The organism is Stutzerimonas sp. VN223-3 (assembly GCF_045999685.1).
Taxonomy (GTDB): domain Bacteria; phylum Pseudomonadota; class Gammaproteobacteria; order Pseudomonadales; family Pseudomonadaceae; genus Stutzerimonas; species Stutzerimonas stutzeri_AR.
In genome coordinates, this window is record NZ_RBEC01000002.1 from 1 (window position 1) to 24115 (window position 24115).

Sequence of the window (24115 nt, forward strand, 5' to 3'; positions counted from 1 at the left end):
GCCCTAAATAAAGCTAACCACTTGATTTACAAGAGGTTTAACCAAAGACCTGCGCCGGAGAAGGTGCGCATTATAGGCACTCAAAACGACGCGTCAACAGTATTTGGGGATTTATTCCGCGAGCAGCGAAATACGGCCAAAAGCCTTTTTGCCGGCCTGGCAGATATGACTCGATCCAAGCTTGAACATAAAGGTGCGATCCACCACCTCCCCATCCACCCGAACACCACCAGAGCCGAGCAGATCTCGCGCAACCGCGGCATTCTTGACCAGGCCCGCGCGGTTCAACACGGACGCCACCGGCATATCTTCTGAGGAACGCAACTCGATATCGGGAATGTCTTCTGGCAACTCACCTTCCTTCATCCTGTTGCCGGCTGAACGGTGCGCTGCGGCTGCAGCTTCCTCACCGTGAAAGCGAGCGACAATTTCCTCGGCCAGTTTGATCTTGATGTCACGCGGGTTAGCGCCCTGCTGGACATCCGTCTTGAAAGATTCTATTTCTTCCATACTACGAAAGCTGAGCAACTCGAAGTAGCGCCACATCAAGGCGTCAGGGATAGATACCAGCTTGCTATACATGACTCCGGGCACTTCTTGGATGCCTACATAATTCCCGAGCGACTTGGACATCTTCTTGACGCCATCAAGCCCCTCCAAAAGCGGCATGGTCACGACGCACTGTGAAGCCTGCCCATAGGAACGCTGCAGCTCTCGCCCCATCAGCAAATTGAATTTTTGATCGGTTCCGCCCAGTTCGACGTCCGCCTTAAGCGCGACCGAGTCATAGCCCTGGACTAGAGGGTAGAGAAACTCGTGTATTGCAATGGACTGATTGGTTGAATAACGCTTGCTGAAATCGTCGCGCTCAAGCATCCGAGCCACGGTGTACTGCGACGCCAGGCGAATGAAATCTGAAGGCTTCAGCTGGTCCATCCAAGACGAATTGAACGCAACTTCCGTCTTGGTCGGATCGAGAATCTTGAATACCTGACTCTTATAGGTTTCGGCATTCTCTAAAACCTGCTCGCGAGTCAAAGGCGGGCGAGTTGCGCTTTTACCGCTCGGATCGCCAATCATCCCGGTGAAATCGCCTATTAGAAAGATTACCTGATGGCCAAGTTCCTGAAATTGACGAAGCTTATTAATAAGCACCGTATGGCCCAGGTGAAGATCGGGCGCGGTAGGGTCGAAGCCGGCCTTGATTCGCAACGGCAGGCCTCGCTCGAGCTTGGCGACCAACTCCGCCTCGACGAGCACCTCATCAGCGCCCCGCTTGATCACCGATAACTGCTCTTGAACCGACTTCATTGGAGGCCCCACACCGAAAATTAAGGGCGTCAACCTTACAAGATCACCTGAAAAATACAATCTTAGGAGATGTGCTCTGGTAGGCACCGCGCCCATCCAAGGGTTGCCTCAGCGCCGCTTTGGTTATATTTTAGGCAGATATTTTCTCTGTACAAAAAATCACCAGACATCTAATGACCTATTCAAAATCGAAAGCACCTTATTACCCGAAAAGCCATCTCTTGGCTGCAAGCGGGGTAGCTGCGCTTCTGAGCTTGGCGCTTCTGGTGTTCCCATCGCGGGAAGTTGAAGCAAAGAAAACATTTCTCGATCTTCGACTCGATACCTCCGCAGAGCTCGCGTCCATGGATGCCGAGCCGCTTGAAAATGCCAAACCGGATAGTCCATTCGTCCAAATTCCAAACACAGAGCAGCACGATCTCAGCGAAGCTTCATCGCCAGACGCAGCAGTCGAAACAAACCCTCTCTCCAAAGAGGTGGTCGTCGCAAACGGGGATACCCTGTCGACTGTTTTTGCCAAGGTCGGCCTACCGCAATCCGCCGTTCATGATGTTCTGGCGAGTAGTACAGAAGCAAAACAGTTGGCCCGCCTCAAGGTCGGCCAGCGCCTCGAGTTCGAAATGGACGAGCAAGGCGGGTTGACTCGGCTGCGCAGCCCGATAAACAAGCTTGAAACGCTTCAGTTGGAAAAGCTTGGCAGTGGCTATGTCTTCAAGAAAGAGCATCTCAAGCCGGACGTAACCACTGCCTACGCACAAGGACGCATTGACAGTAGCCTGTTCCTAGCAGCAAAGCGCGCAGGGCTCAGCCATAACCTGACGATGGATCTCGCCAACGTATTCGGTTACGACATCGATTTCGCTATGGACATCCGTAAAGGAGACTCTTTCGAGGTCATCTACGAGGAAAAGAGTATTGCTGGCGAAAGGGTAGGAACGGGAAATATTCTCGCCGCTCGATTTACCAATCGAGGCAAGAGCTACACCGCCGTCCGCTATACAAACAAACAAGGCAATAGTAGTTACTACACAGCCGACGGCAATAGTATGCGCAAAGCATTTATCCGCACCCCGGTTGATTTTGCTCGTATCAGCTCTCGGTTTTCCAACGGTCGCAAACATCCCATCTTGAACAAGATTCGTGCGCACAAGGGAGTGGACTATGCAGCTCCACGCGGCACACCTATCAAGAGCGCGGGTGATGGAAAGGTATTGCTTGCAGGACGCAAGGGCGGGTATGGAAATACGGTGGTGATTCAGCATGGCCACCGCTATCGTACCCTTTATGCGCATATGCAGGGTTTCGCCAAAGGTGTGCGTAGCGGTTCAACGGTCAAGCAGGGGCAGATCATTGGCTACATCGGTACGACCGGCCTTTCGACCGGCCCCCATCTGCATTATGAGTTCCAAGTGGACGGAGTACACGTCGACCCTCTCGGCCTGAAGCTGCCCATGGCGGATCCGATTGCCAAGAACGAAAAGCAACGTTTTCTAAAGTTGAGCCAACCGCTAATGGCACGCATGGACGAAGAGCGCGCCACCATGCTGGCGATGCAGAAACAATAGCAATGTCGCTCTATGTCGGAGTCATGTCGGGCACCAGCCTTGACGGCCTGGATTTCGCACTGATAGAGCAGACTGAAAAAACGAAGTTACTCGGCACGCACTATGAGCCGATGCCGTTAAAACTAAAGCAGAGCCTGCTTGAGCTTTGCTCGCCAGGGCCCGACGAACTGGCCCGGGCAGCAATCGCCGAACAGGCCTGGGCTGAATTGGCAAGCACAGGCATTCACAAGTTGCTCATCAAGCTGCAGCTTGCCACCACAGCCATTCGAGCGATAGGAAGCCATGGGCAGACAGTGCGGCATGAGCCGCAACGTGGCTTCACTACCCAGATAGGTCAACCCGCTCTTCTAGCAGAACTGACCTCGATAAGCGTGGTTACTGATTTCCGTCGACGCGACATGGCAGCAGGTGGCCAGGGTGCTCCTCTGGTACCGGCGTTTCATGAAGCGTTGTTCAGCGACGCATCGCGTGTCAGGGCTGTGCTGAATATCGGCGGGTTCAGCAACCTCAGCTTGCTCCACCTGGGCAAATCCACCAGTGGCTTCGATTGCGGCCCAGGCAATGTATTGCTGGACGCCTGGATTCATCGTCACCACGGCCACTCGTACGACCGCAACGGAGACTGGGCAGCCAGCGGCCACGTCGACGCTGAACTTCTCAGGAAACTTCTTAGTGACAAGTTCTTCGCGGCTCAAGGACCGAAAAGTACCGGGCGCGAGCTATTCAATCTGCCGTGGCTGGATGCCCATCTCTCTTCATTTCCCAAAGTTGCTGCTGAAGATGTCCAAGCTACGCTGCTGGAACTGACTGCACGGAGCATTTGTGATTCGCTGCTCCTCAACCAACCGGACACGCAAGACGTGCTGGTTTGCGGTGGCGGCGCACATAACACTGCACTGATGCGAAGGCTGCATGCTCTGCTTCCGGGGCGCGAGGTAACCAGTACCGCCAAGTTTGGCGTAGCGCCCGACTGGATCGAAGCTATGGCGTTCGCCTGGCTCGCACATTGCTGCATCGAAGGAATCGCCGCGAACCGACCGAACGTAACCGGCGCCCGCGGCCTGCGCGTACTGGGCGCGATCTATCCAGCTTGATTTTCGGCTTTCTGCTTACAAACAAAAACACCGTGCCTAAACCTGGCACGGTGTTCTTAGCGGATCGCGGGCGTTAGATGGAAAAGGACTGCCCGCAACCGCAAGTAGTCGTCGCATTCGGATTTTTGATTACGAACCGAGAACCTTCCAAGCCTTCCTGGTAGTCGACTTCAGCGCCAGCCAGATACTGGTAGCTCATCGGGTCGACTACAAGACTCACACCCTCACGCTCAATGATGGTGTCATCTTCAGCCAAGTCCTCATCGAAGGTGAAGCCGTACTGGAAACCAGAGCAGCCGCCGCCCGTGACAAAGACACGCAACTTGAGCCGCGGGTTTCCTTCTTCATCGACCAGACTCTTCACCTTGCTCGCAGCACCCTGACTGAACTGGATAGCGGTGGGCGTGAAGGATTCGACACTCATTTGGTTCTCCTGGCGCGGGAGCGCCCATTACTGCGTTGACGGTGCATTATCGACTTATCCTACAAAATTGGTCAACTATTCATCAGCGACCGATTACAACGAAGTAGGTATGCCTGCGCTCGACCGCGAGAGCCGAGCACCGGCTCATCAAGGCAGCAACGCCGCGTTGCTTAAACCGAGTCGTTCATTCAGACCGAAGACGATATTCATGTTCTGCAAGGCTTGGCCGGACGCTCCTTTGACCAGATTGTCTATGACCGACAGCACCACCACCAGATCGCCGCCTTGTGGACGATGTACAGCGATGCGGCACATGTTGGCGCCACGCACGCTTCGGGTCTCTGGATGACTCCCCGCAGGCATCACGTCGACAAAAGGTTCGTTGGCATAACGCTGTTCATAAAGCGCTTGCAAATCAACGGAAGTGTTCGCGACCGTTGCATAAAGCGTGGCGTGGATACCACGGATCATCGGCGTTAGATGCGGAACGAAGGTCAGTCCCACATCTCCTCTCGCAGCACGACGCAGGCCCTGTGTGATTTCAGGCAGATGACGATGGCCCTTAACGGCGTAAGCCATCATGCTCTCGCCAGCCTCGGTGAATAGGGAGCCGATCTTCGCAGCGCGACCAGCACCGCTGACCCCCGACTTGCAATCGGCAATCAGGCGCGACGCGTCAGCCAGGCCGTTTTCCAGCAACGGCAAGTAGCCGAGCTGAGTAGCGGTCGGATAGCAACCCGGAACGGCGATCAAGCGCGCGTCTTTAATTTGCTCGCGATTGACCTCCGGCAGGCCGTAGACGGCCTCTGGCAGCAAAGCGGGAGCCCCATGCGGCTGGCCGTACCACTTGGCCCACTCGTCTGGGTCCTGCAGGCGAAAATCCGCAGAGAGGTCGATGACCCTAGTGCCCGTGTCAAGCAGCTCCGCCGCAAGCGCATGGGCGACACCGTGTGGAGTCGCGAAAAAAACCACATCGCAAGCGCCAAGCGTGGCGGTGTCCGGCACACTGAAAGCCAGCGCATCATAGTGGCCACGCAGGTTCGGATACATATCCGTCACCTTGACGCCATTTTCGGAGCGGGAGGTGATCACGGCCACTTCGGCCTGGGGATGCTGTGCCAGCAGACGCAGCAACTCGACCCCGGTGTAGCCTGTGCCGCCAACGATTCCGACCTTGACCATGAGCTGCCTCTTACAGTGGAACGATAAAGAGCACCGATGATAAAGGTGCCTGCGCTCAGGGCCAACTACCGAGGTGACGCGCGGAGCTTCAAGCCACTACTATCGACCAACTCCGACCTAAGGAATCCGCTGAATGCTTTATCTATGGCTGAAAGCCCTGCATATCGTTGCGATCGTCTGCTGGTTTGCCGGACTGTTCTATCTGCCGAGGTTGTTCGTTTACCACGCAATGAGCGAAGACCAGGTAAGCCGGGATCGATTTCAAATAATGGAGCGCAAGCTCTATCGCGGAATCATGCTGCCCTCAATGATCGCAACTCTCATTTTCGGGGTAGCTATGGTCACGCTGAATCCTGCACTTTTTAGCACTGGCGGATGGCTGCACGCCAAGCTCGCGCTAGTAGTCCTGCTGATCGGCTATCACCACTTATGCGGTGTACAGCTGAAGCGTTTTGCACGTAACGAGAACACTCGTAGCCATGTTTTCTACCGGTGGTTCAATGAATTCCCGGTGCTGCTATTACTGGCTATTGTCATCCTGGTTGTGGTCAAACCGTTCTGAAAAGCTACCTAAGGAACCTGCCATGTCGCTACCCGCTTTCCTAGAAGATCGCCTGCGCCTGCCTCTGGTAGCCGCGCCAATGTTTCTTGTTTCCAATCCAGCGCTCGTCACTGCGTGTTGCCGGAGTGGTGTGGTGGGTAGCTTTCCAGCGCTGAACCAACGGGAAAGCAGCGGATTCCGCGCCTGGCTGCTGGAAATCAGCGAGCATTTATCTGCGACACCAGGGGCAGCCCCGTTCGCAGTGAATCTGATCGTCCATCACAGTAACCCTCGATTGCAGGCTGACCTTGCCATATGCGTGGAGCAACGCGTGCCGATCGTTATAACCAGTCTCGGCGCTGTGAAGGAGGTCGTAGATGCAGTGCACAGCTACGGCGGTCTGGTCTTTCATGACGTAACCACGCGCCGACATGCGGAGAAAGCAGCCGAAGCAGGGGTAGACGGCCTAATTGCCGTTGCGGCAGGCGCAGGTGGTCACGCCGGCACTTGGAGTCCCTTTGCCTTGATTGCGGAGATCCGTCAGTTTTTCGACAAAACCCTCCTGCTATCAGGTTGCCTCAACCACGGTCACGAGATACTGGCGGCGCAACTGCTGGGGGCCGATCTTGCCTACATGGGAACACGCTTCATCGCCACCAGAGAAAGCCAAGCCTCAGAGGATTATAAGCAGATGCTCCTGCAAGCGCAGGCCGTGGATATCATTCACACCGCGGCAGTGTCGGGCGTACCGGCGAGCTTCATGCGTCAAAGCCTGTTGCAGGCCGGCTACGACGAGGCACGCCTACAAGGCAAAGGCGAAATGAACTACGCAGCGAAACTAAAACCGGTCAGCGATGAGGCCAAGGCGTGGAAGACCGTCTGGTCTGCAGGCCAAGGCGTAGGAGAAATCCGCGACCTGCCGGCTGCCGAAGAGCTGATTGCGCGTCTGGATCGAGAGTACCGCACAGCTCATAGCCAAACGGTTCAACTTTCCCAACGATGGCTAGGGTGATCGTGACGCATCTCGCATTCCGCATAGAGCCAAGTCCAGCTGCTCCGCTGCAACTTGTTAGCGATACAGCCGGGCCGCTAGGCTTGAGCAAATCATCAAGGTAACAGGGATGTTGCATGACTTTCGACCTGTACAAAATCGTCTTCGACGGCGAGCTCGTGCCAGGAATGGCAGCCGACGTTGTCAAAGACAATCTGATTCGGCTGTTCAATAGCGACACCAGGAAAATCGAGCGACTGTTCGGTCATGGCCCGGTGAATATCAAGCGTGACCTAAGCGGTCCTGAGGCCGATAAATATTTACAAGCATTACATCGTGCGGGAGCGAAGGCTCGCAAAGAGCCGGAACAGGTTATTACCCTGGCTCTGCTTGATAACGCACCAGAACGATCGACCGATACACAAGCCGCCGCAGACCAAATGAGCTGTCCAAAATGCGGACATGGCCAAACGGTGAACAACCAATGCGAACGGTGCGGCATCGTTATCGAGAAGTACCTAGCGAGGCAGGCGCAGAATACCCAAGCGATTAACGAACGCATCCACGACGTTGCAGCCCAACCATATGCCCCACCGCGCGCTCAGGTTGGTGAGCCGACACCAGAATATGGCGAGCTAAAGGCGTTCACGATACAAGGCAGGATAGGACGCTTACGCTACCTTGCCTGGTCCATGACGCTGATGGCCGCCGCGCTTGGGTTGCTGATCATTGCCAGCATGGGCTTCGCCATCTCCCCAGTGCTTGGCTCGATTCTCGCCGGATTACTCGGAATCGGCGTTCTGCTCGTCAGCGTGCAAATCAGCATACAACGCTTGCACGATATCGGTTGGACCGGCTGGTTCATGTTGCTCAACTTGGTGCCGGTAGTCGGCACGGTCTTTCCCCTAGCGTTGCTGTTGGTACCGGGTAACAAGGGGGTGAACCGCTTCGGCCCGCCGCAGCCACCCAACAGCCGAGCGGTAAAGATTCTCGCGGCACTCTGGCTGCTCATGCCGGTTATTGGCGTTCTCGTCGCGATCGCAATTCCGGGCTACCAGCAATATGTGGACCGTGCGGCTCTGTGAACTCACGTATTCATCAGGCCAGCACCGTGCGCTCCGAAGCCCAACTGCGCAGATCATCAAGGGCTTCGGCCATTACTACCGAAAGTGGCGAGGTCGCCCGGACGCAATCCAGCAGCATCCGTTGGTCCGGTTCGCGCGACTGCGCCTGACCCGCATAGACTGCTGACACTACGACCTGTTCGATTTCCGCCCCGGAAAACCCATCGCAGGCGCCTGCCAATACATCCAGATCGAAGCTATCGGTATTCAGTTCACGCCGCGCCAGATGAATGCGGAATATTTCGGCGCGGGTTGACTGATCAGGCAAGTCGACGAAGAACAGCTCATCAAAACGCCCTTTTCGTAACAGTTCGGGCGGCAGACGATCGACCGCGTTGGCTGTCGCCACCATGAACACCGGCGCATCACGCTCAGCCATCCAGGTAAGCAAAGTACCCAGCACTCGCTGACTGACACCGCCGTCCATCGCACCGGTGGCGAGCCCCTTTTCCAGTTCGTCCATCCACAATACGCAGGGCGCCATCTGCTCGGCCAGCTTCAGCGCCTCACGCAGGTTGCGCTCCGTTTCGCCAAAGAATTTGTTGTACAGGCAGGCAAAGTCCAACCGCAACAACGGCAGGCCCCAAAGCCCCGCCACCGCCTTGGCAGCCATACTTTTGCCGCCACCCTGGACTCCGACGAGCATTACGCCGCGTGGCATGTCGCGTTTGCTTCCAGCCATAAAGGCGCTCTGACGCTCCCCTAGCCAATGCTTGAAGTTCTGCAACCCTCCGACATCGGCGAACCGCGCCGTTTCGTATTCGAAACCAAGCACGCCATCCATATCAAGGAGCTCAAACTTCCTGCGATTGAGTTCCGGCAAGTCATCCTGGGTAATCGCACCGTCATCGCAGATCAGGCTATGCGCCAGGCTCCGGGCCTCGACATGGCTGAGGCCACGCAAGTTTTTCACTACCTGCTGCAAGGTGCGATTGTCGGTACGCACCCGCGCGCCACGGTTACGCTCACTCCAACGAGTCGCCTCGTCGCGCACGATACTTAGCAGTTCCTCCTCGGATGGCAGGGTCAGGGAGAACCGCGCCGCGTAACGCTGGACCTCGGACGGCAGCTTGAACGTATGGGAGACCAGCACCAGCGTCGGGGCCGAAGCCCCTTCGGCCATGGCAATTTCCTTCAGTAACCGCACCAGTCGCGGCTCGTCGAGGAACGGGTGCAGGTCACAGAAGACGTAAAGATTCGCCAACGGGTCGTGCTTAACGTGCTTCAGCGCGATGTCAGCGGCACAGCTTTCGCCGTTATCCAGCGCTTCTCCACCGAACGCAAAGCGTCTTAGCCCCTCGGTAACTGACCAGACCTGGAGCGCTAGGCCTCGGCTGACCGCCAACCCGGTCAGCGTTTCAAGGACACGCCGTTCGTCCCACGACTCGATAACCACGAGTCGCAGACGTGACTCGAGCACCAGCGCCAAATCACGGATATCGTTCTTCATTTGCTACCTCCCTGTGTAGGCTGACCAGGCTCAAAATGGCCTGTTACACTGTTCAATCGTCCAATTCCGGAGAAGCGCCATGGATTGTCTGTTTTGCAAGATCGTGGCTGGGGATATCCCTGCGCACAAGCTTTATGAAGACGATCAGGTCATCGCCTTCAACGACATCGCACCCCAGGCGCCGGTACATTTCCTCGTCATCCCGAAGAAGCACATAGCCACCCTCCACGACTTGAGTGAGAAGGACGACAAGGCACTCGCCGGCCATATCCTCTTCACGGCGCAGCGTCTCGCCGAGGAACAAGGCTGCCACGATGGCTTTCGCGTCGTCATGAACTGCAACGACCTCGGTGGCCAGACGGTCTATCACATACACATGCATGTGCTCGGCCAGCGTCAGATGCACTGGCCACCGGGCTGATGAGTTACCCAAGCAAGCGCCACTGCCAACAACTGCTCCGAGCCATCTGGAGGCGACATGCCCAACCGACGCGAATATTCACCCGCCGATCGCCTGCTGCTGCAAGCTGATGCCGCGTTAAGAACATTGCTGCCGTTCAGTGGCCAGCCCAATCGCCCGACGCCTGCAGTATTGGAGAACGAGACCGAGCTGAGCGACAGCGATGCGCGTCACGTTGCCGGACTGATGCGGATCAATCATACCGGTGAGGTTTGCGCGCAGGCGTTGTACCAAGGGCAAGCGTTGACAGCACGATTACCGAGAGTGCGACAAGCGATGGAACGTGCCGCCGATGAGGAAGTCGACCACTTGGCCTGGTGCGAACAACGCATCCATCAGCTGGGCAGTCATACCAGCGTCCTTAACCCGCTTTTCTACGGATTGTCGTTTGGCATCGGTGCTTCTGCCGGCCTGATCAGCGACCGGATCAGTCTGGGCTTTGTGGCCGCCACCGAGGATCAGGTCTGCAAGCACCTCGATGAGCATCTAGGGCAGATTCCAGAGGCCGACAAGAAGTCTCGAGCCATTCTCGAGCAGATGCGCAAGGACGAGGCGCAGCATTCAACCGCTGCCCTCGATGCCGGCGGATTAAGCTTTCCAGCGCCGATTAAATTTGGCATGAGCCTGATGGCGAAGGTGATGACCAAAACCACCTATCGCATCTGATTGCAGCAACCAAAAAGGGCGCCATAGGCGCCCTTTTTGGTTGGAATAACAATTAGCCCGGCATGTTGCGCGCGTAGAAGATTTCCAGCATCTCGTGACGCAGACGATCTTCAACCTGCTGACGCTGTTCTGCGGAAAGATTACTGGTAGCGTCACCGAACAGGTAATTCTCCAGCTCGAAGTTCTTCAGCAGCATCTTGGTGTGGAAAAGATTCTCCTGATAAACGTTGACGTCGGTCATCTGATAGGCCGAGCGCGTATCTTCGGAAAGATAGTTCTGAATCGAATTGATCTCGTGATCGATGAAGTGCTTCTTACCTTCTACATCACGAGTAAAACCGCGGACACGATAGTCGACGGTGACGATATCCGAGTCGAATTGATGGATCAGATAATTGAGCGCCTTTAGTGGCGAGATAACACCGCAGGTTGACACGTCGATATCCACACGGAAGGTCGCTATGCCTTCGACGGGGTGAATCTCGGGATAGGTATGAACCGTGATGTGACTCTTATCCAGGTGCGCCAGGATGGTGTCTGGCAGCGGACCTGGCGACTCCTCGATCTGGCTGTCAGTCGGAGTAACCGGCTGCTCCGATATGAGGATGGTTACGCTCGCGCCCTGCGGCTCGTAGTCTTGCCGTGCAATGTTGAGAATGTTTGCACCAATGATGTCCACAACATCGGTCAGAATCTGCGTCAGCCGCTCCGCATCATACTCTTCGTCGATGTACTGTACGTACGCCTGCTGATCTTCCTGCGTTTCGGCATAGCAGATGTCGTAAATGTTGAAGCTCAAGGACTTCGTCAGGTTGTTGAACCCGTGGAGCTTGAGTTTGCTTTTCACCATTGGAAACTCTCTTTGATGCGGCTCACCGCGTGATTGAGCATGCCCGTCAGATCCCAGGTATCTGCGTAGGACGGTATACACCTCTTCGCATTAGCGACTGTGCTGTGCTGTTTTAACGAAACGGCCCCGTTGAAAAACGGGGCGCGCATTATGCAGAGTGAAGGCGGCGGGTGCCAGTGCTCAGAAATATCAATCTAATGAGTCGAAGCCTGCAGCGTTCTCGGCACATATTGAGGAAGGCGTCGAGTTCGCTGTGCTCCGGCAGTCAGCCCAGCTCGACAATCTCATAGTCATGTGTAATTTCAACGCCGGCACGCCCGAGCATGATCGATGCGGAGCAGTATTTCTCGGCGGACAGTTCGACCGCACGCTTGACCTGGGCTTCCTTCAGACCACGCCCCTTGACGACAAAGTGCAGGTGAATCTTGGTGAACACCTTCGGATCTTCACTGGCGCGCTCCGCCTCTAGGAATGCCTCGCAGCTCTCGACCGGCTGACGAGACTTCTTCAGGATGCTCACCACATCGAAGTTGCTGCAGCCACCAAGCCCGAGCAACAGCATTTCCATCGGGCGGACGCCGAGATTACGCCCGCCGTTTTCCGGCGGACCATCCATGACTACGACATGACCGCTGCCCGATTCGCCGAGAAACATCGCTTCTCCGGCCCACTGAATGCGCGCTTTCATCAATAGACTCCGGTACTAAAGGAGCGAAGCTTAGCATGACCGTCGGCACCAACTGGAGGGCAGCAATCCGACGAAACGAATGCCTCAAAGTTGATATTCGTGTCGCAGTTTTGTTGTCGATGCGGACCGGTCTGTTAAGCTCCCTTGGCCTGATAACAGAACTCAGTCATAAATAATAAGAACCTGCCTCTATTGGACACATCTTCCGGGACTACAGCATGGTCGCTATTACACTCACGCCCAAGATCAAAAACATCGACAAACTACTCGCGCATTGCCATCGCCGGCGCTATACCGCCAAGAGCACCATCATTTATGCAGGCGATCGCTGTGAAACTCTGTTCTTCATTGTTAAAGGCTCGGTCACTATCCTGATCGAGGACGATGATGGTCGGGAGATGATCATCGCCTATCTCAACTCGGGAGATTTCTTCGGAGAGATGGGCCTGTTCGAGAAGGAAGGCACCGAAAAGGAGCGTAGCGCCTGGGTACGCGCCAAGACCGAGTGCGAGGTCGCCGAACTGAGCTACGCCAAGTTCCGCGAACTGACGCAGCAGGATCCCGATATTCTTTACGCTCTCGGCAGTCAGATGGCCGAACGTCTGCGCAACACTACGCGCAAGGTCGGTGATCTAGCGTTCCTCGACGTAACCGGCCGCGTTGCTCGCACGTTGCTCGACCTGTGCAAACAACCCGATGCCATGACTCATCCGGATGGCATGCAGATCAAGATCACCCGCCAGGAAATCGGCCGCATCGTCGGTTGTTCGAGGGAAATGGTCGGACGTGTACTCAAGAGCCTGGAATCCCAGGGTCTGGTGCATGTAAAAGGCAAGACGATGGTGGTATTCGGTACGCGTTGAGATCCAGTCAGTACCATTGAAAAGCCGGCGATTTGCCGGCTTTTCAATTCAGTCAGTCCGGATCACCACCCAGACGCGGGCGGGCGCGCCCTGGAAAGAACAAGCGCTGCAGCTCGGCGCCGGGTTGTTCGGCGCGCATGAAGGCCTCCCCAACCAGAAACGCGTACACCTCGTTGATTTCCATCAACTCGACATCAGCGCGATGCAGAATGCCGCTCTCGGTCACCACCACTCGATCATGGGGAATACGCGGCAGCAAATCGAGGGTGGTATCTAGGCTCAGTTCGAAGGTGTGCAAGTTGCGGTTGTTGATTCCAACCAAAGGCGTTTCGAGGCGCAACGCGCGCTCCAGCTCCGCTCCGTCATGCACTTCCACCAATACGTCGAGCCCCTGCGCTTTTGCTACATCGGCCAGCTCGGCCATCTGCGCATCCTCCAGCGCTGCGACAATCAGCAAAATGCAGTCGGCGCCCAGTGCTCGGGCCTCGATCACCTGATAGGGATCGACCATGAAATCCTTACGGATCACCGGCAGCTTGCAGGCAGCACGCGCCTGCTGCAGATACTCATCGGCGCCCTGGAAGAAATCTATGTCGGTCAAGACCGACAGACAGGTCGCGCCGCCAGCCTCGTAGCTTTTGGCAATGTTCGCGGGTACGAAGTCTTCGCGCAGCACACCTTTGCTCGGCGACGCTTTCTTGACCTCGGCGATTACCGCTGGCTGTTTATTGCGAACCTGCTCTTGCAGGCTCTGGGCAAAACCACGGACCGGGTCCGCAGCAGCCGCCAGCCTTTCCAGCTCGGCCAGACTGACACGACCACGACGCTCGGCGACCTCTTCATATTTGCGCGCAATGATTTTCTCCAGAACCGTCGGCACGCTCATTGCGAACTCTCCTGCTTGAACACCACGGTAAAGGAGACTAACTCTTCGAACTTGTCCCGAGCCAGACCGGTGTGCAACGCATCGTGTGCCATTTCGACGCCCTGTTTCAGGCTGCTGGCAACATCGGCCGCATAGAGCGCAGCACCCGCGTTGAGCACGATCATGTCGGCGGCCTTCTGTCCGTTGTCGGTCTTGCGTCGACCCAGCGCATCACGAATCAGCGCCAGCGAACCCTGGGCATCATCGACGTTCAGCCCGATTAGGCTCTGGCTCTTGATGCCAAAATCTTCCGGCTGGACGCTGTATTCGCTGATCTCACCACCGTTCAGCTCGGCAATATAGGTCGGTGCCGCCAGACTTATTTCATCAAGCCCGTCCTGGGCATGCACGACCAGCACATGCTTGCTGCCCAGGCGCGCAAGCACCTCAGCCATTGGCCGGCAGAGTGCCTTGCTGAATACGCCGAGAACCTGATGCTTCACCCCGGCCGGATTGGACATTGGCCCGAGGATATTGAACAGCGTGCGCAACCCAAGTTCGCGCCGCGGACCGGCGGCAAATTTCATCGCGCCATGATGCGCTGGTGCGAACATGAAGCCCACCCCTACAGCATCGACACTGCGCGCCACTTGCTCAGGGGTAAGATCGAGGTAAACACCGGCCGCCTCAAGCAAATCGGCGCTACCGCTCTTGCCCGACACTGCCCGATTGCCGTGTTTAGCGACTTTTCCGCCCGCCGCGGCGACCACAAAGGCTGCAGCAGTCGAGACATTGAAAATGTTCATACCGTCGCCACCGGTACCGCAGGTATCCACTAGACGATAGGTATCGAAATTCACTGGCTCTGCGAGCTCTCGCATTACCTGCACGGCCCCGACGATCTCGTCGATGGTTTCGCTCTTCATACGCATCCCCATAAGGAACGCGCCGATCTGCGCATCGGTGCATTGGCCGGTCATGATCTGGCGCATGACCGCCTTCATTTCATCGGTACTCAGATCCAACTGGCCAACGATGCGGTTGAGGGCTTCCTTGATGTCCATCAGCGCACGCCTCCGGTCTGCTTCAAAAAGTTGGCGAAAAGTTCGTGGCCCTGCTCGGTCATGATGGATTCGGGGTGGAACTGCACACCTTCAACGTTCAATGTCTTGTGCCGCAGGCCCATGATCTCGTCGGCGCTGCCGTCGTCCTTACGCGTCCAGGCCGTCACTTCCAGGCAGTCCGGCAGCGTTTCACGCTTGACCACAAGCGAGTGATAACGAGTGACGATGAGCGGGTTGTTCAACCCGGCGAACACCCCGGCATTTTCGTGCAGCACCGGGCTGGTCTTGCCATGCATGACTTGGCGTGCGCGAACCACATCACCGCCAAAGGCCTGGCCAATGCTCTGGTGCCCAAGACAAACCCCGAGAATCGGCAGCTTGCCAGCGAAATGACGTATCAATTCCAGCGAAACGCCCGCTTCGTTCGGCGTACAGGGGCCGGGCGAAACGACGATGCGTTCGGGATTCAGGGCTTCGATTTCGGCCACACTCAATTCGTCGTTGCGCACCACCTTGACGTCCGCACCAAGCTCGCCGAGATACTGCACGACGTTGTAGGTAAAGGAATCGTAGTTATCGAGCATCAACAGCATGATCAGTTCTCCTGCTGGTCGCGTTCGGCCAGGGCCACCGCGCGAAACATGGCGCGGCGTTTGTTGAGCGTTTCTTCCCACTCTAGTGCCGGCTGCGAATCGGCGACGATGCCGGCGCCGGCCTGGACGTGCAGTTCGCCGTCCTTGATTACCGCGGTGCGGATCGCAATAGCCGTGTCCATATTGCCGTTCCAGGCAAGATAACCGACCGCACCGCCGTAGACGCCGCGCTTCACCGGCTCCAACTCGTCGATGATTTCCATGGCGCGAATTTTCGGCGCACCGGACAAGGTGCCAGCCGGCAAGATCGCGCGCAGTGCATCCATGGCAGTCAGCGGCGCCTTGAGCTGGCCGGTGACGTTAGAAACGATGTGCATGACGTTCGAGTAGCGCTCGATGACCATCTTCTCGGTCAGCCGCACCGAGCCGTTCTCGGCCACCCGACCCACGTCGTTGCGCCCCAGGTCGATCAGCATCAAGTGTTCGGCCAGCTCCTTGGCGTCGCTGAGCAGATCCTGCTCCAGTGCCAGATCGGCTTCCTCGTTGGCGCCGCGCGGGCGAGTGCCGGCGATCGGTCGAACCGTGACCAGCCCTTCTTCGACGCGCACCAGCACTTCCGGCGACGAACCCACCACGTGGAAATCGCCAAAGTTGAAGAAGTACATGTAGGGCGTCGGGTTGAAGCAACGCAGCGCGCGGTAGAGGTCAATCGGGGCCGCTTTGAACGGGATCGACATGCGCTGGGAAATCACCACCTGCATGCAATCGCCAGCGAGGATGTAATCCTTGATGCGGTTGACGGCCTGCTCGTAGTCCTCATGGGTGAAGCTGGAGCGGAACGTCGGTTCGGCACCACCACCGCTTTCAAAATCCAGGCCCAGACGCGGCGTAATCGACTGCCGCAACTTTTCGCGCAGCGCTTGCAGCTTCGCCTGTCCCGCCTCGTAGGCGCCTGGCTGGGACGGGTCGACCAGAACGATGCAGTGCAGCTTACCAGCGAGGTTATCGAACACCACCACCGCATCGGAAACCATCAATAGTATGTCGGGCGTTCCCAGCGGATCGGGGTTGGGACACTGCGCCAGCTTGCGCTCAACATAGCGCACGCTGTCGTAGCCGAAGTAGCCCACCAGACCGCCATTGAAGCGCGGCAGCCTCTCAACCGGCGCCACGCGGTAGCGCTGTTGGAAGGCTTCGACGAAGGCCAGCGGATCCTCGACCTCGCAGTTTTCAGTCTCGACGTCATCGGTGGTGACGCTGATGCGATGATCCTGCACCCGCAGCACGGTGCGGCACGGAAGGCCGATGATCGAGTAGCGCCCCCACTTTTCCCCGCCCTGTACGGACTCGAGCAAATAGGAATTGGGCGCGTCGGCCAGCTTGAGATACAGCGTCAGCGGCGTGTCGAAGTCGGCGAGGGTTTCGAACGACAAGGGGATGCGGTTGTAGCCTTCAGCGGCTAAACGCAGGAATTCTTCGCGGGTCATGTCAGCCTCGTGGTCGGAGGGAGCTACTTGGGTCAGGCATAGCAAACGTACCGGGCAAGCCGGCAGAAGATGTCAGGCGCGCCAGCGCCAACGGGCCAAGGCCTTGATGACATTCATCCATTGTTTGCGGGTGACCACCACGATCTGATCTCGTCTGCGGGATTTTCGGGATGTGCGGAACAGAGGCCACACTAGCGCAGCCCCGAACCCGAAGCAACCAGCTCGCGCAGGTCATCGAGCACCAGAGCAGGCTGCTCGTTTGCGATGGGCTCCCCGTGGTTGTACCCATAGCTGAGCGCGACGCAGGAGACAGCCGCAGCCTTTGCGGCGCGGACGTCGTTGCGCGAGTCGCCGATAAACAACGAGGCGGACGGTTCGACCTCTGCCTGGCCCATTACCCATAACAGCGCCGCCGGGTCGGGTTTCTGCTGGGGCAGCGTGTCGCCACCAACCAGCCACTGGAAATAACCAGCGAGCCCCTTCTCTTCCAGTAGCGGCTCAATAAATTGCGCCGGCTTATTGGTGATGATCGCCAGCTTCACATCTCGTTCACGCAACCAGTCCAGGCATTCCTGCACGCCCCGGTAGACGGTGGTCAGCTCATGGCCGCCAGCATAGGCCTGCATGAACAGCGTCAGCGCCTCGTCGGCTAGCTCATCAGCCACACCGCCGTGCTGCAACTGACCGGCCAATGCGCGACGCACCAGCACCTTCGAGCCATTGCCGACCCAGTCGCGCACATGTTCGATGCCGGCCGGTTCGCGGCCCAGCAGCATCAGCATTTTGTCTACCGCGGCGGCCAGATCCGGTACCGAATCCATCAGGGTGCCGTCCAGGTCGAACATCACCAGGCGCGGCAACTTGCCACCGAAGAGCTGCTCCAGGCGTGTCATGGGCGGGCCAGCGCCAGTTCGGCACGCATCTGATCGATCACCGCCTTGTAATCCGGCTGGTTGAAGATTGCCGAGCCGGCCACGAAGGTATCAGCGCCCGCTGCGGCAATTTCTCGGATGTTCTTGGGATTGACGCCGCCGTCGATCTCCAGACGAATCTCCCGGCCGCTGGCATCGATCAGCGCACGCGCTTCGCGCAACTTGTCCAGCGTGCCGGGGATGAACTTCTGCCCGCCGAAGCCGGGGTTGACGCTCATCAGCAGGATCATATCGACCTTATCCATGACGTACTTCAGCACGTCCAGCGGCGTCGCCGGATTGAACACCAGGCCGGCCTTGGCGCCGCCATCCTTGATCAATTGTAGCGAGCGGTCGATGTGCTCGGAGGCTTCTGGGTGAAAGGTGATGTAGCTGGCGCCGGCTTCGAGGAAATCGCCGATCATGCGGTCCACCGGCTTGACCATCAGGTGCACGTCGATGGGTGCGGTGACGCCGTGCTTGCGCAACGCCGAGCAGACCATCGGGCCGATGGTCAGGTTGGGTACGTAGTGGTTGTCCATCACATCGAAATGGACGATGTCCGCGCCGGCGGCGAGCACGTTGTCTACTTCCTCACCCAGACGGGCGAAATTGGCAGAAAGAATGGAGGGGGCGATGGCGAACGGCTGCATGACGACCTCGGGTAGCGCGGGCGGAATGCCGCGCATTGTACCCGAGGGGTCGACATTGCGGCGCGTCTGACATCCGCTGTGAATGCCGGCGCGCACGGGCGGATCAGGTGAGCTCGTCGAAGCACTCGCCGATGATCGCCAGGCCACGATCGAGCAGGTCGTCTTCAACAGTCAGCGGCACCAGCACTCGCAGTACGTTGGAGTAGGTTCCGCAGGACAACAGGATCAGCCCCTTATCCCGCGCCCGTACAACGATCTGCGAGGTCAACGCCGCAGCTGGTCGTGCATGATCGCCCTCGTCGAACAGTTCGATGGCAACCATCGCACCGAGCCCGCGCACCTCGCCGATTTCCTTGTGCCGCGCCTGCATAGCCTCGAGGCCAGCCGTGAGCTTCTGGGCCACGGTCTTGCAGCGATCGAGCAGCCTCTCTTCGTCGAAGATCTCCATGACCGCCAGCGCAGCGGCACAGGACAGCGGATTACCCGCATAGGTGCCGCCCAGGCCACCCGGAGCAATGGCGTCCATCACTTCAGCCTTGCCGCACACACCGGCAATCGGGAACCCACCGCCGACGGACTTGGCGAAAGTAGTCAGATCGGCAGCCACGCCCATCTGCTCCATGGCGAAGAACGTGCCGGTGCGCCCTGCCCCCGTCTGTACCTCATCGGCAATCAGCAGGATGCCGTGCTGGTCGCAGAGCGCACGCAGGCGGACCATGAACTCCTTCGGCGCAACATTGAAGCCGCCCTCGCCCTGCACCGGTTCGATGATGATCGCCGCGATGTCGCGCGGCTCGGCGTCGTTCTTGAAGATTCGCTCAATGCTGGCAATCGACTCGTCGACGCCGATGCCATGAATCGAACAGGGATACAGCGCGCGGAAGATGCCACCGGGCATCAGGCCCATGCCCGCCGAATACGGCGCAACCTTGCCGGTGAGGCCGAGGGTCATCATGGTGCGCCCATGATAGGCACCGGTGAAGGCAATGACACCGGCGCGGCCAGTGGCGGCACGGGCAATCTTCACCGCGTTCTCCACCGCTTCGGAGCCGGTGGTGACCAGCAGCGTTTTCTTGGCAAAATTACCCGGTACTCGCGCGTTGATCTTCTCGCACAGCTCGACGTAGGGTTCGTAAGCCAGAACCTGGAAGCAGGTGTGGGTCAGCTTGTGCAGCTGCGCCTCTACCGCCTTGATGATTTTCGGATGCAGGTGGCCAGTATTCAGCACAGCGATACCACCGGCGAAGTCGATGAATTCGCGACCTTCGACGTCGACGACGCTGCAGTTCGTCGCGTGGTCGGCAAAGATTGGATGGATCTGACCGACGCCACGGGGAACGGCGGCGACACGGCGTTGCATCAGGGATTCGTTGGTCTTACTCATAAGCTCCTCAGTAGCCGCTCATCGTCGGCTCGGGTCGGAATGGACGTCAGGGAGCAAGCGCGGCAGCATACGATGATCGACTGCCGCACCATCCGGGCGTTCGGATAACAGTAGAACTCTGTGCATTATTTTGCACGCCAAATTTGCGATGCCACCCGATCCAGGCCGGCGGCGGGCAAGCTAACGGGTCAATTTTGACAGGCCAACGCGTGAGGCCATGAAATAGGCACTAACAGACAGCGACCAGGCAGTTAGAAATGCCAACATAAGCCTCTCGAAGCCAGCCGTGACGCCGAACGTATTCGGATGAGTGCCAGCGCGGTCCGTTACCAGTTGCACGACATATCACAGGGAGCCTAATGCCTCGTATTCTCGAACCACTGCAGCTTCTAGTTTTCATGTCCGCGATCGTGTTCGCGTCAGGCAGCAGCGCTGCAGACGAACCTGTCACGCCGGAAACCACGCCGGCCACAACACCAATCGAACGTCCGAAGTTACTGTCGCGCAGCGAAGCCATGGCGGGCGATCTGAAGCGACAGCTGCCAGCCAGCGAAATCGTCAGCTTGCAGGCGGGTGAGAAAGAATTCGTTGCGCTCTGGCGGCCAGCGAATGTCGGCGTACCCAAAGGACTGGTGATTTTGCTACCGGGGGACGGTGAGAGTGCGGATTGGCCACGCGGCATCGGCCCGCTGCGCAGAGGCCTGCCCGATCATGGCTGGCATACCCTGAGCCTCAGCGTGCCGGACGCGCCGCAGATCACACCTGTCGGCACTCTACACTCCCCAGTTGAGCCGGCTGAGCCGTTGAAAGAACAGCCCGAACCGGCGCCAGACGTAACCGATGAAGAAGACGCACCCAACGAGGCGGGCTACCTGCCGGAAGAAACGGCCACCACGCAGAACGAGCCACCACTTGATGAACCCGAGGCGCAAGATTCACCCGAGCCAGATGTTACCGAGCTCAGCCATGCCGACCAGATAGCCGAACGCCTCGATGCTGCCCTGACCTTCGCCCGCTCCAAGCAGCCGAGGAAAATAGCCCTTCTCGGACAAGGCACAGGCGGTTATTGGGCTGCGCGCTATCTCCAGCAGTTGGCGCCAGACGATGTGGCGCATCTGCTATTGATCCAGCCGCATCAGCCAGAGGGGCAGGACGAAACACTCGCAGATCTGGTTCCAGCGCTCAAGTTGGCCACCGGCGACTTCTATTACAAGGACAATACCGGCAACCTCTCGGCGGCCCGCGAGCGGTTGAATGCGAGTCGCCGTATCAAGCATCCGGCTTATGAACAGGTGGGGTTGCAGCCGCTGTTCGGTAACCGAAAGGCCGAACAGGAACAGCTCGTGCGACGGGTACGTGGCTGGCTGGACAGGAAGCGGTAGCGTTTCGCCTGCTCCGCTCGGGGACAGCATTAACGAAAGCCCTTGCGCTCACGAATCAAGGCGTAAGCGTTGTGCAACTCACGGGTGCGTTCGGTAGCCTCGCGGACCTGTAATGGCGTTGCCCCGGCGCCGGCCTGTTTGTCGGGATGATGCTTACTGAGCAGACGGCGATAGGCTCGCTTGATTACCTGCGGCTCGCTGTCGGCGCGCACACCTAGCAAACGCAACGCCTGTTCATAAGCGCCCCCTAGGTTGCTCGGCGCGCCTTGACGTTGTCCGCCACTCTGATCCAACGCCGCGATGGCCGCCGAATCCCAGCCCATCCACTTTCCCCAAAGCATGATCAGCTCGTGCTCGCGAGCATCGATCTGACCCTGCGCCCGTGCCATTCGCCAACAGGCCTGAAGTATGGCCTTGGCTTCGTCGTGCCGACCCCGTAAACGCTGCAGCGGCTCGCGCAAGCCGTCGCCACTGGATTTGCCACGATAGAACGCATCGATGGCCGCACGCTGGGCCGTTGACGCCAACTGTAGTCGACGCATCTCACTACGAGCGGCCTGGATATGCGCTTCGCTGATTCGGCCGCTGCTTTTGGCCAAGCGTCCAAGGAGAAAGAACAGCAATTCGTATCCGTGTATTGCCGGCTTGCCGCCACCAAGGCGGTGACGCAGGCTCGCCCAGGAATCGAGTCCGAGCCGGCGATCGAGTACCTGCCCGAGCAAGGCGCCGAGCAGCGCCCCCGGAATGCTCGCCAGCCACCAGCCAGCCAGCGCGCCCAACAGCGTAATGGGCCAGAACATCTAGCGTCGCGCCTCCAGGAATCGCTCGACTTCGGCCAGCCGCTCGTGGGTGCCGACGTCGATCCATCGCCCGCAGTAGTGCTCGCCGCTCACGAGCCCCTCGGCCATTGCCTGACGCAATAATGGCGCTAGTTTGAATGCACCTGCGCTGCAGCCATCGAACAGGCGCGGGCTCAATATTGCGATGCCGCTATAGGTCAGTTTGGTATTCGACGCGGATACTTCCCTAACCGAGCCATCGACCAACGCGAAATCACCATCGGGGTGATGCGCCGGATTGTTTACTAACACTAGGTGCGCCAACCCGGAGACCGGCTTGTCCAACAAGCTGAAGTCGTAATCGGTCCAGATATCGCCGTTGACCACCAGGAATGGCTGGTCGCCCAGCAACGGCAGCGCCCGATGAATCCCGCCGCCGGTTTCCAGTGGCTCATCTTCCGCCGAATAACGGATGCGCAGGCCGAAGCGATCCCCCTCGCCTAAATACGCCTCGATCTGAGCACCCAGCCAGGCGTGATTGATCACCAGCTCGTTGAAGCCGGCCTCAGCCAAGGCTCGAATGTGATATTCGATCAAAGGCGTGCCGCCCGCCCGTACCAGCGGCTTGGGTGTATGCAGAGTCAAGGGGCGAAGGCGCTCGCCCTTACCTGCAGCGAGAATCATCGCCTTCATGGAGTGGCCTGCGCATGCGGTAAACCCTGCAACAATTGCTGCAGCTCGGCCAGCTCTGGGCGGCGCGCCAGCACCGTCTCGATATAGGTAAAAAAGCGAGGCACATCGGACAGATAACGTGGTTTGCCGTCGCGGTGACAGATCCTGGCGAAGATGCCGATGACCTTCAGGTGCCGCTGCAACCCCATCAGATCACTGGCGCGATGAAACTCGGCGAAGCTGTCCTGAACCGGGATGCCGGCTGCCCGCGCGGATTCCCAATAGCCCTGGAGCCAACCCTGGACACGCTCTTCGGGCCAGCTAAGAAAGGCATCCTTGAACAGAGACGTAACGTCGTAGGTCACCGGTCCGATCACCGCATCCTGGAAGTCCAGCACGCCGGGGTTCGGCTGGCTGAGCATCAGGTTGCGCGGCATGTAGTCGCGATGCACCAGCACGGCGGGCTGGCCGAGCGCCGAGTCGATCAGCAGCCGGCATATCCGCTCCCAGGCCTGCTGCTCGGCAGGGCTGAAACTGTGACCGAGATGGCGCTGTACGTACCACTCTGGAAACAGCTGCAGCTCCCGACGCAGCAGCGCCTCGTCATAGGATGGCAGTGGTATCGGTACCGGCCCTGCCTGGAACGCCAGAAGCGATTGAATCGCGTCGGCGAACAGCTCATCGGCATTAGCCTGGTCGATTACGTCCAGGTAGGTCTGCCGACCCAGATCGCTCAATAACAGAAAGCCACGCTCGAGATCTTCAGCCAGTATCTCCGGCACGTGAACGCCCGCCTCAGCCAGCAGCGCAGCGACCGCAACGAATGGCCGGCAGTTCTCCTGCGGCGGCGGTGCATCCATGAGAATGAAGCTACGCCCCTCCGCCTCCCAGCGAAAATAGCGACGAAAGCTGGCATCGCTGCTGGCCGGGACCAAGGGCGCATCGGGTGCTTCACCCCATCCTCGACGGGCGAAAAGCTCGCTTAGGCGGGGCTTTAGCCAGGCGTTGAGGTCCAGCAGGCGTTGATCGTGTTGCGGCATATCAGGGCTCTCCACGGCGCTAGCCGATAGGCGGGTCATGCTTTATTATCCAGCATCTTTTTCAGACCATCGAGAG

General features: G+C 58.3%; 25 protein-coding genes. 9 read left to right on the forward strand and 16 right to left on the reverse strand.

The features are described 5' to 3' along the window. Positions 1–111: 111 nt before the first annotated feature. Complete coding sequence (gene tyrS, locus D7241_RS08810) at positions 112–1311, reverse strand: tyrosine--tRNA ligase (protein ID WP_408101218.1); 1200 nt, start codon at positions 1309–1311, stop codon at positions 112–114. Positions 1312–1484: 173 nt separating this feature from the next. On the opposite strand from tyrS, the gene D7241_RS08815 reads away from it, so the two are divergent. After that, on the forward strand, positions 1485–2876 hold the full coding sequence (locus D7241_RS08815; protein ID WP_408101219.1) for a peptidoglycan DD-metalloendopeptidase family protein: 1392 nt from the start codon (positions 1485–1487) through the stop codon (positions 2874–2876). A 2-nt stretch (positions 2877–2878) separates the two neighbouring features. Next, on the forward strand, positions 2879–3970 hold the full coding sequence (locus D7241_RS08820; RefSeq protein ID WP_408101220.1) for an anhydro-N-acetylmuramic acid kinase: 1092 nt from the start codon (positions 2879–2881) through the stop codon (positions 3968–3970). A gap of 73 nt (positions 3971–4043) precedes the next feature. Here the strand turns inward: D7241_RS08820 and erpA are convergent, their stop codons facing one another. Together erpA and argC are read right to left on the reverse strand one after the other, a co-directional pair. After that, on the reverse strand, positions 4044–4394 hold the full coding sequence (gene erpA, locus D7241_RS08825; protein WP_014851496.1) for an iron-sulfur cluster insertion protein ErpA: 351 nt from the start codon (positions 4392–4394) through the stop codon (positions 4044–4046). Between the two features lie 147 nt (positions 4395–4541). Continuing rightward, on the reverse strand, positions 4542–5576 hold the full coding sequence (gene argC / locus D7241_RS08830; protein ID WP_408101221.1) for an N-acetyl-gamma-glutamyl-phosphate reductase: 1035 nt from the start codon (positions 5574–5576) through the stop codon (positions 4542–4544). A gap of 133 nt (positions 5577–5709) precedes the next feature. Here argC and hemJ point away from each other — a divergent pair, with 133 nt between their 5' ends. From hemJ to D7241_RS08845, 3 genes are all read left to right on the forward strand, one after another. Further along, positions 5710–6138 (forward strand): protoporphyrinogen oxidase HemJ, encoded by a 429-nt coding sequence (gene hemJ, locus D7241_RS08835; protein ID WP_408101222.1) that lies wholly within the window; start codon positions 5710–5712, stop codon positions 6136–6138. 22 nt (positions 6139–6160) lie between these two features. Then, a complete protein-coding gene (locus D7241_RS08840; protein WP_408102302.1) occupies positions 6161–7129 on the forward strand; it encodes an NAD(P)H-dependent flavin oxidoreductase in 969 nt (322 codons plus the stop codon). 116 nt (positions 7130–7245) lie between these two features. Continuing rightward, on the forward strand, positions 7246–8193 hold the full coding sequence (locus D7241_RS08845; RefSeq protein ID WP_408101223.1) for a DUF805 domain-containing protein: 948 nt from the start codon (positions 7246–7248) through the stop codon (positions 8191–8193). A gap of 13 nt (positions 8194–8206) precedes the next feature. Here D7241_RS08845 and D7241_RS08850 read toward each other — a convergent pair whose 3' ends face one another. Next, complete coding sequence (locus D7241_RS08850; protein WP_408101224.1) at positions 8207–9682, reverse strand: AAA family ATPase; 1476 nt, start codon at positions 9680–9682, stop codon at positions 8207–8209. A gap of 79 nt (positions 9683–9761) precedes the next feature. Between D7241_RS08850 and D7241_RS08855 the strand changes: the two genes are divergently transcribed. Beyond that, complete coding sequence (locus D7241_RS08855) at positions 9762–10103, forward strand: histidine triad nucleotide-binding protein (RefSeq protein WP_255980187.1); 342 nt, start codon at positions 9762–9764, stop codon at positions 10101–10103. Positions 10104–10160: 57 nt separating this feature from the next. Beyond that, the gene (gene coq7, locus D7241_RS08860) at positions 10161–10808 is read left to right on the forward strand and encodes a 2-polyprenyl-3-methyl-6-methoxy-1,4-benzoquinone monooxygenase (RefSeq protein WP_408101225.1); all 648 of its coding nucleotides are present in this window, start codon (positions 10161–10163) and stop codon (positions 10806–10808) included. A 52-nt stretch (positions 10809–10860) separates the two neighbouring features. On the opposite strand, the gene speD is transcribed toward coq7, so the two are convergent. Continuing rightward, positions 10861–11655 carry an adenosylmethionine decarboxylase gene (gene speD / locus D7241_RS08865; protein ID WP_255980250.1) on the reverse strand — a complete coding sequence of 265 codons (795 nt, stop codon included), beginning with the start codon at positions 11653–11655 and terminating at the stop codon, positions 10861–10863. A gap of 268 nt (positions 11656–11923) precedes the next feature. Next, positions 11924–12346 (reverse strand): OsmC family protein, encoded by a 423-nt coding sequence (locus D7241_RS08870; protein WP_255980183.1) that lies wholly within the window; start codon positions 12344–12346, stop codon positions 11924–11926. A 218-nt stretch (positions 12347–12564) separates the two neighbouring features. Here D7241_RS08870 and crp point away from each other — a divergent pair, with 218 nt between their 5' ends. Next, positions 12565–13209, forward strand: coding sequence for a cAMP-activated global transcriptional regulator CRP (gene crp / locus D7241_RS08875; protein WP_255980181.1), 645 nt, complete (start codon positions 12565–12567; stop codon positions 13207–13209). 52 nt (positions 13210–13261) lie between these two features. Here the strand turns inward: crp and trpC are convergent, their stop codons facing one another. The 7 genes from trpC to gabT all read right to left on the reverse strand — a co-directional run bounded on the left by trpC (position 13262) and on the right by gabT (position 20166). Continuing rightward, positions 13262–14095, reverse strand: coding sequence for an indole-3-glycerol phosphate synthase TrpC (trpC, locus tag D7241_RS08880; protein WP_408101226.1), 834 nt, complete (start codon positions 14093–14095; stop codon positions 13262–13264). Continuing rightward, positions 14092–15138, reverse strand: a complete 1047-nt coding sequence (gene trpD / locus D7241_RS08885; RefSeq protein ID WP_408101227.1) for an anthranilate phosphoribosyltransferase — start codon at positions 15136–15138, stop codon at positions 14092–14094. Before trpD ends, trpC begins: the two co-directional genes overlap by 4 nt. Then, positions 15138–15731 (reverse strand): aminodeoxychorismate/anthranilate synthase component II, encoded by a 594-nt coding sequence (locus tag D7241_RS08890; RefSeq protein WP_408101228.1) that lies wholly within the window; start codon positions 15729–15731, stop codon positions 15138–15140. Before D7241_RS08890 ends, trpD begins: the two co-directional genes overlap by 1 nt. Before the next feature lie 2 nt (positions 15732–15733). After that, positions 15734–17218: an anthranilate synthase component I gene (gene trpE, locus D7241_RS08895; protein ID WP_408101229.1), complete on the reverse strand. Its 1485-nt coding sequence runs from the start codon at positions 17216–17218 to the stop codon at positions 15734–15736. 191 nt (positions 17219–17409) lie between these two features. Beyond that, on the reverse strand, positions 17410–18111 hold the full coding sequence (locus tag D7241_RS08900) for a phosphoglycolate phosphatase (protein WP_408101230.1): 702 nt from the start codon (positions 18109–18111) through the stop codon (positions 17410–17412). Then, a complete protein-coding gene (gene rpe / locus D7241_RS08905; RefSeq protein WP_408101231.1) occupies positions 18108–18782 on the reverse strand; it encodes a ribulose-phosphate 3-epimerase in 675 nt (224 codons plus the stop codon). Before rpe ends, D7241_RS08900 begins: the two co-directional genes overlap by 4 nt. Before the next feature lie 103 nt (positions 18783–18885). After that, entirely contained in the window at positions 18886–20166 is a 1281-nt protein-coding gene (gene gabT / locus D7241_RS08910; RefSeq protein ID WP_408101232.1) for a 4-aminobutyrate--2-oxoglutarate transaminase, read from the reverse strand. Positions 20167–20525: 359 nt separating this feature from the next. On the opposite strand from gabT, the gene D7241_RS08915 reads away from it, so the two are divergent. Further along, complete coding sequence (locus D7241_RS08915) at positions 20526–21548, forward strand: alpha/beta hydrolase family protein (RefSeq protein WP_408101233.1); 1023 nt, start codon at positions 20526–20528, stop codon at positions 21546–21548. A gap of 29 nt (positions 21549–21577) precedes the next feature. Here the strand turns inward: D7241_RS08915 and D7241_RS08920 are convergent, their stop codons facing one another. Genes D7241_RS08920 through D7241_RS08930 form a run of 3 tightly spaced genes read right to left on the reverse strand, consistent with a single transcriptional unit; the run spans position 21578 to position 24039 of the window. After that, entirely contained in the window at positions 21578–22348 is a 771-nt protein-coding gene (locus tag D7241_RS08920) for a DnaJ domain-containing protein (RefSeq protein ID WP_408101234.1), read from the reverse strand. Continuing rightward, a complete protein-coding gene (murU, locus tag D7241_RS08925; RefSeq protein ID WP_408101235.1) occupies positions 22349–23020 on the reverse strand; it encodes an N-acetylmuramate alpha-1-phosphate uridylyltransferase MurU in 672 nt (223 codons plus the stop codon). Then, positions 23017–24039: an aminoglycoside phosphotransferase family protein gene (locus tag D7241_RS08930; protein WP_408102303.1), complete on the reverse strand. Its 1023-nt coding sequence runs from the start codon at positions 24037–24039 to the stop codon at positions 23017–23019. Before D7241_RS08930 ends, murU begins: the two co-directional genes overlap by 4 nt. Between the last annotated feature and the right edge of the window lie 76 nt (positions 24040–24115).

Coding starts and splice junctions, on each gene's coding strand:
- argC (WP_408101221.1), bottom strand. CDS start 5,576: ATGGTCAAGGTCGGAATCGTTGGCGGCACAGGCTACACCGGGGTCGAG.
- crp (WP_255980181.1), top strand. CDS start 12,565: ATGGTCGCTATTACACTCACGCCCAAGATCAAAAACATCGACAAACTA.
- gabT (WP_408101232.1), bottom strand. CDS start 20,166: ATGAGTAAGACCAACGAATCCCTGATGCAACGCCGTGTCGCCGCCGTT.
- D7241_RS08915 (WP_408101233.1), top strand. CDS start 20,526: ATGCCTCGTATTCTCGAACCACTGCAGCTTCTAGTTTTCATGTCCGCG.
- erpA (WP_014851496.1), bottom strand. CDS start 4,394: ATGAGTGTCGAATCCTTCACGCCCACCGCTATCCAGTTCAGTCAGGGT.
- D7241_RS08930 (WP_408102303.1), bottom strand. CDS start 24,039: ATGCCGCAACACGATCAACGCCTGCTGGACCTCAACGCCTGGCTAAAG.
- D7241_RS08890 (WP_408101228.1), bottom strand. CDS start 15,731: ATGCTGTTGATGCTCGATAACTACGATTCCTTTACCTACAACGTCGTG.
- D7241_RS08820 (WP_408101220.1), top strand. CDS start 2,879: ATGTCGCTCTATGTCGGAGTCATGTCGGGCACCAGCCTTGACGGCCTG.
- rpe (WP_408101231.1), bottom strand. CDS start 18,782: ATGCAGCCGTTCGCCATCGCCCCCTCCATTCTTTCTGCCAATTTCGCC.
- murU (WP_408101235.1), bottom strand. CDS start 23,020: ATGAAGGCGATGATTCTCGCTGCAGGTAAGGGCGAGCGCCTTCGCCCC.
- D7241_RS08840 (WP_408102302.1), top strand. CDS start 6,161: ATGTCGCTACCCGCTTTCCTAGAAGATCGCCTGCGCCTGCCTCTGGTA.
- trpC (WP_408101226.1), bottom strand. CDS start 14,095: ATGAGCGTGCCGACGGTTCTGGAGAAAATCATTGCGCGCAAATATGAA.
- tyrS (WP_408101218.1), bottom strand. CDS start 1,311: ATGAAGTCGGTTCAAGAGCAGTTATCGGTGATCAAGCGGGGCGCTGAT.
- D7241_RS08855 (WP_255980187.1), top strand. CDS start 9,762: ATGGATTGTCTGTTTTGCAAGATCGTGGCTGGGGATATCCCTGCGCAC.
- D7241_RS08870 (WP_255980183.1), bottom strand. CDS start 12,346: ATGAAAGCGCGCATTCAGTGGGCCGGAGAAGCGATGTTTCTCGGCGAA.
- trpE (WP_408101229.1), bottom strand. CDS start 17,218: ATGACCCGCGAAGAATTCCTGCGTTTAGCCGCTGAAGGCTACAACCGC.
- D7241_RS08845 (WP_408101223.1), top strand. CDS start 7,246: ATGACTTTCGACCTGTACAAAATCGTCTTCGACGGCGAGCTCGTGCCA.
- D7241_RS08900 (WP_408101230.1), bottom strand. CDS start 18,111: ATGACACGCCTGGAGCAGCTCTTCGGTGGCAAGTTGCCGCGCCTGGTG.
- trpD (WP_408101227.1), bottom strand. CDS start 15,138: ATGGACATCAAGGAAGCCCTCAACCGCATCGTTGGCCAGTTGGATCTG.
- D7241_RS08815 (WP_408101219.1), top strand. CDS start 1,485: ATGACCTATTCAAAATCGAAAGCACCTTATTACCCGAAAAGCCATCTC.
- D7241_RS08850 (WP_408101224.1), bottom strand. CDS start 9,682: ATGAAGAACGATATCCGTGATTTGGCGCTGGTGCTCGAGTCACGTCTG.
- coq7 (WP_408101225.1), top strand. CDS start 10,161: ATGCCCAACCGACGCGAATATTCACCCGCCGATCGCCTGCTGCTGCAA.
- hemJ (WP_408101222.1), top strand. CDS start 5,710: ATGCTTTATCTATGGCTGAAAGCCCTGCATATCGTTGCGATCGTCTGC.
- D7241_RS08920 (WP_408101234.1), bottom strand. CDS start 22,348: ATGTTCTGGCCCATTACGCTGTTGGGCGCGCTGGCTGGCTGGTGGCTG.